Below are 12,558 nucleotides of genomic sequence, written 5' to 3'. Positions count from 1 at the left end.
AATCATACCTTCTCTGCTAATATACTTACCCAGCCGCCATCTTCCAGAATGTCTTTGATTATGAAACCTGTTTCCGACATTTTATTAACTACTTCATCTCGTTTCTCTACGATGATGCCAGACGCGATAAAATGGCCATTTGTATTTAATATATCATAGGCATCACTAATCATCTCTTCAATGATGTGGGCGAGGATATTAGCAATGACTATATCGTACCGGCCCAGCTCATCCTTCAATAGATCTGCAGTTTCCAAAATGATATCTTTTTGACAGTTATTGATTGAGAAGTTATCATGGGCGACTTTAATGGATAATTCATCTATGTCTGTCGCTTTGATGGACCTAGCCCCCATCAAGTGTGAAGCGATGGACAATATGCCGGAACCTGTACCTACATCGATTATTTTATGCTCAGGTTTGACGATTCCTTCTATAAATTTCAGGCACATGCTCGTTGTCGGATGGTCACCGGTCCCAAAAGCCATTCCCGGGTCCAGTTTGATCAGACGATCTGATTCTTCATAGTTGTAATCTTCCATTTCCCATGACGGAACTATTACAAATGTATCTGAAACTCTGAAGCTGTGAAAATATTTTTTCCATTCATTTTCCCAGTCCGATTCTTCTATGATTTTATGGACTATGCTTATATCATCTTTTTGTACGAGTCCTGTCTCAGTAATATGCTGATTGATTTCCTTCAAACGATCATCAATATTCTGAGTTTCATCAAAATAAACGACCAACCTGATATTCGATTCAGGATAATCTTTTGGATCAAGTCTGAACTTCTCGTCAAAATCGTCTACTTTCTGTTTCAGTATATCTATTGAATGTTCTACGGAGACACCTTTGGATATAGTGTTCAGGAAAATGGAAAGTGCCTCTTCATTTTCCTCAACGGTATGAATTGCAACTTCATGCCATTTCATCTTTAATCTCCTTTGAAGAAACGTTTAGTCCGGTCGAAAATATTCTCCTGCTGCTCATTGATCTTTTCGCCGCCCTGATCGGCCAAATTCCTGAAGATTTCAACTTCCTCGTCAGAAAGCTTAGTCGGTGTGACCACTTTAACAGTGATGAACTGATCGCCGTAACCGTATCCGTGTACATTTTTGACACCTTTTTCTTTCAGTCGGAATCTTCTGCCGGTCTGTGTACCTGCCGGAATTGTCAATACGACTTCTGAGCTGATTGTAGGTACTTTGATTTCATCACCTAATGCAGCCTGTGCGAAAGTGATCGGCAGTTCATAGTGAATATCGTCGCCGTCACGGGTAAATCTTGAGTCCGGTCTGACACGGAAAACGATATATAGATCTCCTGAAGGTCCGCCGTTCACACCTGGTTCACCATGGCCCTGAACACGGATCTGCTGGCCATTATCTACGCCTTCTGGCACTGTAACTTCGATATCCACATCTTTCGTAACTGTTCCAGAACCTTTACATTTGTTACAAGGTTCTTTGATTTCCTGACCAGTACCCTGACAAGTCGGGCATGTGCGCTCAGTCTGAATACGCCCGAACGGTGTATTCTGTTCCACTGCTACACGGCCTGCACCGCTGCACATGCTGCAGGTTGATTTGGATGTGCCTGGTTTGGCACCATTGCCGTCACATGTATCACATGTGACTTCCTTTTTTATTGTTATCGTTTTAGTGACACCAAACACAGCTTCTTCAAAATCCACTGTCATAGTGTACTGCAGGTCATCACCTTTACGGGGAGCATTTGGATCAGCTTGACGTCCGCCGCCGAAGAATGAACTGAAAATGTCTTCGAAGCCGCCGAAACCACCTGAACCCTGGAAGCCACCGCCGCCTCCAAATTGTGATTTCATCCCTTCATGACCAAAGCGGTCATATTGGGAGCGCTTATCTTCATCTGATAATACTTCGTATGCCTCTGCAACCTCTTTGAACTTCTCATCCGAACCTTCTTCCTTGTTTATGTCCGGGTGATATTTTTTTGATAATTTACGATATGCTTTTTTAATTTCATCTTTAGATGCACTTTTTTCTACACCAAGTATTTCATAATAATCTCTTTTAGCCATCCAAATATCCCTCCAACTTCCAAATCATAACATTTAAAAAAGTCAAAGCCAAATGCTATTGGCTTTGACTTTGAGTTCAAAGATTATTTTTTATCTTCTTCATCATCTTCGACTTCTTTGAAGTCTGCATCCACTACATCATCTTCAGTGGATTCATTACCTTCTGCGTTTTCACCAGCTTGTTGTTCCTGCGCCATTTGTTCATAAAGCTTCATTGACATACCTTGAAGTATTTCTTCAAGTGCGTCTTTCTTAGCATTGATTTCTTCCAGGTCTTCGCCTTCCAATGCAGTTTTAAGCTCTTCTTTGGCAGCTTCTGCTTTTTCTTTCTCTTCTGCTTCCACTTTATCGCCTAAGTCTTCAATTGTTTTATCAGTAGAGAAGATCAGCTGGTCAGCAGCGTTGCGTGTTTCTACTTCTTCACGGCGCTTTTTGTCTTCCTCTGCGTTATCTTCAGCTTCCTGGACCATTCTGTCGATATCATCATCAGTCAGGTTTGAAGAAGATTGGATTGTAATCTTCTGCTCTTTGCCTGTCCCCTGATCTTTTGCAGTTACGTTGACAATACCGTTTTTATCAATATCGAAAGTGACTTCGATTTGAGGGACACCGCGTGGAGCTGGTGGTATATCCGTCAATTGGAAACGGCCGAGTGTTTTGTTGTCGCTTGCCATCGGACGTTCACCCTGCAGCACGTGAATGTCCACAGCAGGCTGATTGTCTGCTGCAGTTGAAAATGTTTCTGACTTGCTTGTCGGGATTGTTGTGTTTCTTTCAATAAGAACAGTTGACACGTTACCCATAGTTTCGATACCAAGTGATAATGGAGTTACGTCAAGAAGTACAACATCTTTAACGTCTCCGGATAACACACCGCCCTGGATTGCAGCACCCATTGCTACGACTTCGTCAGGGTTCACACTGCGGTTAGGCTCTTTGCCAATTTCTTTTGTGATTGCTTCTTGTACAGCTGGAATTCTTGTAGACCCGCCGACCAGAATGACTTCATCAATTTCATTTTTGCTGATGCCTGAATCTTTGATCGCCTGTTTAGTCGGTTCCATTGAACGTTTCACAAGGTCGTGTGTAAGTTCTTCGAACTTTGCACGAGTAAGTGAAGTTTCAAGGTGAAGTGGACCTGCATCTCCAGCAGAGATGAATGGTAATGAGATTTGGGTTGAAGATACACCTGACAAGTCTTTCTTAGCTTTTTCAGCTGCATCTTTCAAACGCTGCATTGCCATTTTGTCATTTGATAAGTCGATGCCATTTTCTTTTTTGAATGTATCAACCAGATAATCAATGATTACATCATCAAAGTCGTCACCGCCAAGACGGTTATCACCTGCAGTTGCAAGTACATCAAACACGCCATCACCAAGTTCAAGGATGGATACGTCAAAAGTACCGCCGCCAAGGTCGAAAACTAATACTTTCTGGTCAACTTCCTGCTTGTCAAGGCCGTAAGCTAGTGCTGCAGCAGTCGGCTCATTTATGATTCTCTCAACTTCAAGTCCGGAAATTTTACCGGCATCTTTTGTTGCCTGACGCTCAGAGTCATTAAAATAGGCAGGTACAGTGACAACTGCTTTCTCTACTTTTTCACCTAAATAGCTTTCAGCAGTTTCTTTTAAGTTTTGAAGAATCATCGCTGAAATTTCCTGAGGTGTATATTCTTTATCACCAATTTTTTCTTTGTGGTCAGTACCCATATGTCTCTTTACAGACATTATTGTATCAGGGTTTGTGATTGCCTGACGTTTAGCAACTTCACCAACCTGAATCTCATCATTTTTGAATGAAACGACAGAAGGTGTTGTACGGTTGCCTTCAGCGTTTTGAATTACTTTAGCTTCTCCGCCTTCAAGAACGGATACTACAGAGTTTGTTGTTCCTAAGTCGATACCAATTACTTTACTCATATAAAATAGCCTCCATATATTAAATTATTTATCATATTGATTTTATACCTGTTACTCGCTGACTTTAACCATAGACGGACGAATCACACGGTCTTTCAACATATAACCTTTTTGGAATTCTTCGATTACTATTCCTGATCCTTCTTCTGATGCTTCAGTCATTACTGCCTGATGTACATTCGGATCGAACTCTTTACCGGTTGATTCAATCACCGTAATTTCATGTTTACTGAATATATTGAGGAAATCTTTGTAAACCATCTCTACTCCCTTTTTCAGAGAAGTAAATGCTGCGGTTTCTCCTTCGATGTCCATAGCTCTTTCCAAATTGTCCAGCACAGGCAGCAGATCTTCTGCAAACTTCTGTTCTTTGTACTTGTTGTTCAAGTCAATTTCCTGCCTGTTACGGCGTTTGAAATTTTCAAATTCTGCATAGAGTTTCAAATATTTGTCCTCTTGGATTTTTACCTCATCTTTTAAATTGTCGATTTCCTGCTGATGCGGATCAATTTCATCTACTGTCTCTTCTGAAACAGCACTGCTTTCTGACTCAATCTCATTCTCAGCAGTTTCAGTCGATACTGAAGAATTATCATCTGATTTTTCTTCATTTACCAGATTTTCATCCGGCTGTTGCTCTTTTTCATTATCGAACAAATCATTCACTTCCTTTTGTGCTCTGATTATTGATAGCATGTAATAGTTTGATCACTTTTTTATAACCCATCATCTCAGGTCCGATAATCATCAGATTTCCTTCTAAACCGGCAATTCTGAGGTTGGTGGTTATGATTGAAATAGAGTGATAATCTTCAGGCAATTCGTCACCCAGATAAACATCGACTCCTGATTCTTCAGATACACCAACGATATTGTCCAGCTGATTGGATTCGAGATCATCATAAAGTAATTGAAGCGTCATTGTATCCTCACTGATCTGATGGATTAAATGGTTGAATCCTGAATAACCGGTGAACTTCCTCGGTCCGTCGACATCCATGCTGATATTGTCTGCGACACTCATGATCATATGCTGCAGTTCCGAGTTTTTCAATGATGAACGCAGCAACCTTGATAACTCATGCAAAGGTGTGTCAATGACAATTTGATTAAAATAATTAGTCAGCATTTTCAACGTTTCCAATGAAACATTATAATCCATTTTAACCGGGATTTTTTTAATATTACCGGAATCAAGAACTATGATTACCAGCAGCATTATATCACTTAATGGTGTGAAATAAATCGCTTTGACTATTTCATCTTTACCAAGAAACGATACTCCAGTCAAATAATTAGTCAATGTACTGATTTTTCCAGCAATGTTTCCGGATAATTCTTCCGGTGAGTGATGATTTTGTAAATTGAGATGAACAGGTTCAGGTTTTGAATCTTCATCTAATTTTTCATTTAACCTTTTAATATAGAACTTGAGTGCTTCTCTTGATGGGATTCTTCCTGCTGAAGTATGCGGTTTTGTTAAAAAGCCTGATGCCTCAAGTATAACCATTTCGTTTCTGACCGTAGCACTGGAAATATCTAATCGATATTTTTGAATAATTTGTTTCGAACTAACGGGAACCATGGCGGCTAAAAATTCATCCACAATTAAAAATAAGATGAGCTCTTGCCTATTTGTAAGCATTGACTTCACCTCTTTAGCACTCCTTATCTCCGAGTGCTAAATATAATTTATCAAATTGGTCAAAGTATGTCAATCATTAAACTCAATTTATGTGGACTTTAAAAAAGACATGAAAACTTCATTGCCGACCATCCGGCCGTTTTCTGTCAGGGATACATTGATACCATCGTCATTGATCCATTTTTTATCCTTCAGATAATTCAATTCATCCTTATAATAATCATCAAGACTCTTGTCATATCTATCCTGGAACCTGCTTTTCAAAACACCGTCTGTCATTCTGAGACCTAAAAACATTTCCTCTTCAATCTGCTCGACCTCAGTTAAAGATATTGTTTCTTTTACGACTGTATTTTTTTCATTCATCGATTTGATATAGTGCGGTACCGGTTTGATATTATAATAGCGCTGATTGCCGACATATCCATGCGCGCCGGCGCCAGTGCCATAATAATGTTCGTTCAGCCAGTATGTTTTATTGTGCATGGATTCAAACTGGGGAGTTGAGAAGTTTGAAATTTCATACTGGGGGTACCCCAGCTGCTGCAGTCCCTCAATCACACGATTATATTTATCTGCTTCAACGTTATCATCGGCAATTTTAAGAGCACCTTTTTTAATCTGGTTATAAAATACGGTATGCGGTTCGATGATTAATGAATACCACGAGATATGTTTCGGTTTCAGTTCATCGACATATTTCAGGCTCGTCTCAATATCGTTCATCGTTTCCCCCGGCAGATTATACATCAGGTCCATAGAATAATTTGAAAGACCGATCTTCTCAAGATGATTAATGCTTCTGAATATATCATCAAAATTATGACTTCTGTTTAAAACTTTCAAAATGTCGTCGTTAAAGGACTGAACTCCTAGGCTGACTCTGTTCACCCCATAGTTTTTAAGAAGATCCAACTTCTCTGTCGTCACCTCATCCGGATTCGCTTCAAAGGTATACTCGGTTGAAACTGTGAAACTGTCTGCTATGAAAGATAATAATCTTTCAAGTTGTTTTAAACTGAGCGCAGTCGGAGTGCCGCCCCCTACATATATCGTTTCAAAATTTTTATACTCCAAAGTTTTAAGCTCCATAATCAATGCATCTATGTACTCATCAACCGGCTGGTTTTTAATGAGTACTTTTGTAAAATCACAATAAGTACAAATACGATTGCAAAAAGGAATATGGATGTATAAACTTTTCATATTAACACTTCCCTACAAAATTAAAAGCCACAAAATGTGGCTTTATCAATCTTCATCCATTTTCAATACGGACAGGAATGCTTCCTGCGGTATCTCTACTGAACCAACGGATTTCATTTTCTTTTTACCTTCTTTTTGTTTTTCAAGCAGTTTACGCTTACGGCTGATATCCCCGCCGTAACACTTACTTAGTACATTTTTACCCATCGACTTGATGTTCGTCCTTGAGATGATCTTCTGTCCGATAGCGGCCTGGACCGGGACTTCGAACTGCTGCCTCGGAATCAGCTTCTTCAGCTTTTCCACGATGATCTTTCCGCGCTCATAGGCAAAATCCCGATGAACGATGATGCTCAGGGCATCCACTGTTTCATTATTTAATAAGATATCCATCTTGACCAGTTTACTTTCTTTATAACCGATAATTTCGTAATCAAAAGATGCATATCCTTTAGTGTTCGATTTAAGTTGATCAAAGAAATCAAAAACGATTTCGGATAGCGGGATTTCATATATTATATTTACCCTTATATCATCGAGGTAATCCATTGTAATGAAGTTACCGCGCTTCTTCTGGCTGAGTTCCATCACAGCACCGACATAATCATTCGGAACCATAATCTGTGCTTTGACATAAGGTTCTTCTATACGATCAATCTTTTGGGGATCCGGCATCTGTGCAGGGTTGTCCACTCTGACAGTTGATCCGTCAGTCATGGATACTTCATAAATAACTGAAGGTGCAGTCGCAATCAGATCAATGCCGAATTCCCTTTCTATTCTTTCCTGTATGATTTCCATATGAAGCAGCCCTAAAAACCCTGTTCTGAAACCAAATCCTAAAGCCTGAGAAGTTTCAGGTTCATATTGTAATGATGAATCATTCAGTTCCAGTTTTTCAAATGCTTCTCTCAAATCATTATATTGATTTGAATCTATCGGGTACATCCCGCAGAACACCATTGGATTCATTGTCTTATAACCTTCCAGAGGTTCTGCCGCCGGGTTGTCTGCGTGTGTGATCGTATCACCGACACGTGAATCACCGACATTTTTAATGGCTGCAACAATATAGCCGACATCTCCGACCGACAATTCTTCTACCGGCATCGGCTTGGGTGTATTGATTCCCACCTCAGCCACTTCGAAAGTTTTGCCTGTTGCCATCATCTGGATTTTATCCCCCGGCTTTACTACACCGTCTACAATTCTGATTGAAGAGATGACCCCCCTGTACGGGTCATACATGGAATCGAATATCAGTGCCTTCAGAGGCGCATTCACATCTCCGTCCGGCGGCGGCACCATATCGACGATCGTTTCCAATATATCCTCAATGCCTATATTAGATTTTGCTGATGCAAGAACAGCATCTTCCTTACTCAAACCAATAATATCTTCGACTTCCTGAGCGACACGCTCAGGATCTGCTGCAGGCAGATCGATTTTGTTGATCACAGGCATAAGTTCCAAATCATTATCCAGTGCCAGGTATACGTTTGCCAATGTTTGTGCCTCGATGCCCTGTGCTGCGTCGACGACTAAAATAGCCCCTTCGCATGCAGCAAGTGAACGCGACACTTCATAGGTGAAGTCGACGTGTCCGGGCGTATCTATAAGATGGAATATATAATCTTCCCCATCTTTGGCAGTATACTTTAACTGTACGGCATTCAACTTTATCGTAATACCGCGTTCTCTTTCCAAATCCATTGAATCCAGCAGCTGTGTTTTCATATCTCTGTCAGCCACTGATTTTGTATTTTCTAATATACGGTCGGCCAAAGTGGACTTACCGTGATCAATATGGGCAATAATTGAAAAATTCCTAATTTTTTCTTGCCTTGCTATACGCTCATTATCATTCATTAATACCCAACTTTCTATACGCTCGAATGTTCATATTATACCAATTATCGATATTATCTTCAATTCATTTCCGGCTTTATATTGCATAACACACTCTAATTTGGTAAAATATTTCTTGTTGCAATTAAAGTTGTACAACTAAATTGTGGAGGTGACGTTATGCCTAATATTAAATCTGCTATTAAAAGAGTGAACTCCAGCAAAAAAGCGGGAGATGCAAACATTGCTCAGAAGAATGCGATGAGAACTGCTGTAAAGCGTGCAGAAACTGCTAAAGCTGAAAATGCTGAAAATGCGGATGCACTTATTGCTCACGCAGTTAAACATGTAGACAAGTCAAGTCAGAAAAACTTAATTCATGCAAATAAAGCATCACGTATGAAATCAAAATTAATGACTAAGTAAAACCTTCTTTTTCAAGAAGGTTTTTTCTTTTCTAAATTTCCATTACAAAAAGCTCAAATAACGTTTTCCGGTTCAAATAACTGGATTTAAATTTGTAATCCATATTTCGACATATGACCATTTTCTCCTCTAATTTATCCTGACGGTGCTTTCTTACTTCTCTCAATGCAAGCTTCACTCTGTATGGGTGAACCCTCAGATTCTTAGAAATATAATCCTGTGCAAAACCTTCGCTTGAAAGTAATTTAACCTGGTACAGCAGCCTGAACTGACTGATGATCAGATGTAACAATTGCATCGGCTCTTCTTTTTGCAGGATCAGCTGCCTGACCAGTTTGACTGCTTCTTCTTTTCTGCCGTTCAGTACAAACTCTGTAAGTTTGAATATATTCTGTTCCATGCTGATACTGACCACGTCATCCACATCATCAGCAGTAATGTTATTTTCCGCATAGAGGATGATTTTATCCAGTTCACTTTTAACATTGGAATAATTTATACCGGTCCTTTCCAGAAACATATCCAGAGCCATATTATCAATGCTCATATTTTCTTCATTCAGATAATCAGAAATAAAGGTCCTTATCTCAGGTTCCGTCATTTCCTTCACTTCAGTGACCACACCTTCTTTCTGAATGAGTTTAGTGACCTTTTTCCTCTTATCCAGCTGCTCGTTGAACACTTTAAAAATCAGCAAGGTATCATCATTTTTATTTTTGAGATAGTCTATGAACATATCAATGTCATGTTCAACGTCACTTTTAGTTTTTGCGCCTGTAAGAAAATATGCATCATTTATTATAATCGTCTTTTTATCCGATAAAAAAGGCAATGTTTGGGCTTCTTCAATTATGCTTTCAACCGGTGTATCTTTGTAATTTAAAGAAACCAGGCTGAATTCATCTATCTCTCCCAAAAAATCTTTTGCCATTTTCCTGGCTTCCTCTTCTATTCTTATAATATTCGTTCCATAAATCACTTGGATTAAGTTCATTTTGTTCACTCCACATTAAATCATAAATATATTATAGCTTTTATTTAAGAATTATCCTATAATAGATGTTGAATAGTTTAGGGGGTTTTCTAAATGAATAAGTTCGAAAAAAATGTACAATCAAAAAATAATGACATTGTGGACTCCGGTTTGGCTTTTGTAGTCGGTTTCCTCGGTCTTACAGCAATCTACGTCGTTGCTCATGCTTTTGAGATCGTCAGTAGAATGTTCGGGTAAATTTTATTTAGAGAGCTGATGGTTCAGCTCTTTTTTTGTGCAGTCATTTAATGATACATCCAACTTCGTCCGGACACACAGTCTATCACTTTTAATATTCAATTGTACCATCCCGGCATCTTTTGTACTTAATATTTTTATGCCTTCCAGTCTGTCCAGAACTTCCTGATGAGGATGTCCGTATTGATTTTCTGCACCAGCAGATATTAGTGCATATGACGGTCCCGCCGCATCAACGATTGCACTTCCTGTAGAAGTATCGGAGCCATGATGCGCGAGCTTTAATACATCCACTTTAATATCATTCCTCTGCTGCACCAGATACTCTTCCATTGCCACTGTCATATCCCCGGTCATCAGAAATTTATAGTCACCGAGTGTCACTTTCAAGACAATCGAATTCTCATTCGAATCTTCTCTTGAATCAGCGTAATTTACATCAAGGTTTTCAATAACCATGTTCCCCACACTCATTGTTGCAATTTCTTCAGAAGTTATTACATTCCCTTTGAAATTTTCTATATTGTTTTCCGACCATTCTTTCAATTTCGGATCATTCATGTTCACCATCAAATTCTTCACGTTTTTCTTACTTATGACATCCTTCGCTTCACCGACATGATCTATATCCATATGGCTTAAGATCAAAAGATCTATATCGTCTATCCCCCGTTCTTTCAAATAGGGCAGAACGGTCTTCTCAGCTAGCATTGACTCCCTGTTACCGAAGTTAAATACACCGCCGGTGTCAATCATCACCGTCCTGTCACTTTTATGATCTTCAATTAAAAATGCATCACCCTGGCCGACATCAATCATTGTAAAAGTAAAATCCTCACTGTCGGTGACATTCGCTCCATAAACTATGACCATTAGTACCAGGCTGTATACAACCACTTTAGTATAATTCAGCTTGCATACGCTGCGGACAATCAGGAATGTCAGTGCGGCAATGAGCATATAAACCGCCTCTGGGAGATTTTTAACAGAAAAACGATGTTTTATCAGATTGGCCAAACAATATATCATCTCCTGCAGAAATGTAAAAACGATATGATAGAAATTGTCTATCAGTTCGATTTTCGGCAAAATCATCACTGCCTGGAAAAGAATCACCATTGGAAATATGACCATTGAGAATAATGGTACGAAAAACAAGTTCATAACTACGCCGCTGATGCTGATTTCATTGAACTGTATAAGTATGACCAACAGCGTTGAAACTTCTGAAATCAAAGTGATTTGAAACAGTTGTACAAGTGCTTTCTGTCCCTGTATGAACGGTCTGGCAAGGAGAATGAAATAAGTGGTGATATAGGATAATTGAAATCCGGCATGGAATACGATATAAGGATTGAACAAAACTTGTGTAATGGCAGATAAAGAGACGATCGTCAAATACGGCTTTTTATTGAAAAATGATGAAACGATAAGCAGCACTGCCATGAAGACAGCTCTGAAAACACTTGGACTGAAAATATTAATTAAAAGGAAAAGCAACAGTGAGATGATCAACAGTATTTTGATTGTTCTCAATGTCAGCCTCATTTTTCTGAATAGAAAGTATAGAAATGCACTGATAAAGGCCACATGTGTTCCTGAAATGACATACAGATGGTATATGCCCAGTTTCTGCAGTGAATCAAAAAAATCACTTTCGATGTAACTTTTATTGCCTATACTGAGCGTCAAAAGATCAAATCTATAATCAAATGAAGTATAGTTCAGAAGCCTGTCCATATATAAGTACCTCAAAAAGGCAAGTTTCATTTTCACAGTCTTTTTTACGACTGCACAATTTTTGCCGTCCAGTGTATCTTCGTAAATGCGTCCACTGATTTGATTTACTGTCAACTTAAGATGATCATTGCTCTTTAAAATATTTCTCTGCCTGCTTATATCAGCCACATTAAAATTTCCTGTGCATTTTGTACCGATATCAACTCTCCCGTCCTCCTCTACAAACAATTCAAATGTAAGCCCGCCACTTTCTGCCAAATAATGAATTTCATCACGGTAATACTTATAATCGATGATAGTGAATTCCTCTATGTGACGCAGGTCTCCGGATGTCACAGACTTGGCAGCAAACAGCATACTGACTGCCACTATAATTAAAAATAGAAATATAAGAACTTTTTTCTCAAGCTTTCTATGGCAGATAAGACATAATATAAGCAAAAAAAATAAGCCCAAAATTGGGCTTACCGCTAATATA

Annotated in this window: 11 protein-coding genes; 2 read left to right on the top strand and 9 right to left on the bottom strand. The window is 39.1% G+C overall.

Annotated features, from left to right (window positions below; genetic code table 11):
• Window positions 1–2: 2 nt before the first annotated feature.
• The 7 genes from prmA to lepA form a co-directional block, all read right to left on the bottom strand.
• Window positions 3–935, bottom strand: coding sequence for a 50S ribosomal protein L11 methyltransferase (gene prmA / locus ACY8DT_RS12730; RefSeq protein ID WP_462420686.1), 933 nt, complete (start codon window positions 933–935; stop codon window positions 3–5).
• A gap of 2 nt (window positions 936–937) precedes the next feature.
• Window positions 938–2,062 carry a molecular chaperone DnaJ gene (gene dnaJ, locus ACY8DT_RS12725; RefSeq protein WP_462420685.1) on the bottom strand — a complete coding sequence of 375 codons (1,125 nt, stop codon included), beginning with the start codon at window positions 2,060–2,062 and terminating at the stop codon, window positions 938–940.
• An 83-nt stretch (window positions 2,063–2,145) separates the two neighbouring features.
• Window positions 2,146–3,984, bottom strand: coding sequence for a molecular chaperone DnaK (gene dnaK / locus ACY8DT_RS12720; protein ID WP_462420684.1), 1,839 nt, complete (start codon window positions 3,982–3,984; stop codon window positions 2,146–2,148).
• A 51-nt stretch (window positions 3,985–4,035) separates the two neighbouring features.
• Entirely contained in the window at window positions 4,036–4,650 is a 615-nt protein-coding gene (grpE, locus tag ACY8DT_RS12715; protein ID WP_462420683.1) for a nucleotide exchange factor GrpE, read from the bottom strand.
• On the bottom strand, window positions 4,643–5,629 hold the full coding sequence (hrcA, locus tag ACY8DT_RS12710; protein ID WP_462420682.1) for a heat-inducible transcriptional repressor HrcA: 987 nt from the start codon (window positions 5,627–5,629) through the stop codon (window positions 4,643–4,645). Before hrcA ends, grpE begins: the two co-directional genes overlap by 8 nt.
• An 87-nt stretch (window positions 5,630–5,716) precedes the next feature.
• Window positions 5,717–6,835 (bottom strand): radical SAM family heme chaperone HemW, encoded by a 1,119-nt coding sequence (gene hemW, locus ACY8DT_RS12705; protein ID WP_462420681.1) that lies wholly within the window; start codon window positions 6,833–6,835, stop codon window positions 5,717–5,719.
• A 45-nt stretch (window positions 6,836–6,880) separates the two neighbouring features.
• Window positions 6,881–8,704: a translation elongation factor 4 gene (gene lepA, locus ACY8DT_RS12700; RefSeq protein WP_462420680.1), complete on the bottom strand. Its 1,824-nt coding sequence runs from the start codon at window positions 8,702–8,704 to the stop codon at window positions 6,881–6,883.
• A gap of 159 nt (window positions 8,705–8,863) precedes the next feature.
• Between lepA and rpsT the strand changes: the two genes are divergently transcribed.
• Window positions 8,864–9,109, top strand: a complete 246-nt coding sequence (rpsT, locus tag ACY8DT_RS12695) for a 30S ribosomal protein S20 (protein ID WP_462420679.1) — start codon at window positions 8,864–8,866, stop codon at window positions 9,107–9,109.
• A gap of 31 nt (window positions 9,110–9,140) precedes the next feature.
• Here the strand turns inward: rpsT and holA are convergent, their stop codons facing one another.
• The gene (gene holA, locus ACY8DT_RS12690; protein WP_462420678.1) at window positions 9,141–10,103 is read right to left on the bottom strand and encodes a DNA polymerase III subunit delta; all 963 of its coding nucleotides are present in this window, start codon (window positions 10,101–10,103) and stop codon (window positions 9,141–9,143) included.
• Window positions 10,104–10,196: 93 nt separating this feature from the next.
• Here holA and ACY8DT_RS12685 point away from each other — a divergent pair, with 93 nt between their 5' ends.
• Window positions 10,197–10,340, top strand: a complete 144-nt coding sequence (locus ACY8DT_RS12685) for a YqzM family protein (protein WP_462420677.1) — start codon at window positions 10,197–10,199, stop codon at window positions 10,338–10,340.
• A 3-nt stretch (window positions 10,341–10,343) separates the two neighbouring features.
• Here ACY8DT_RS12685 and ACY8DT_RS12680 read toward each other — a convergent pair whose 3' ends face one another.
• Window positions 10,344–12,521 carry a DNA internalization-related competence protein ComEC/Rec2 gene (locus ACY8DT_RS12680; protein ID WP_462420676.1) on the bottom strand — a complete coding sequence of 726 codons (2,178 nt, stop codon included), beginning with the start codon at window positions 12,519–12,521 and terminating at the stop codon, window positions 10,344–10,346.
• Window positions 12,522–12,558 lie beyond the last annotated feature (37 nt).

Source organism: Salinicoccus sp. Marseille-QA3875 (genome assembly GCF_054950095.1).
This window is presented reverse-complemented; position numbering and strand designations above follow the sequence as displayed.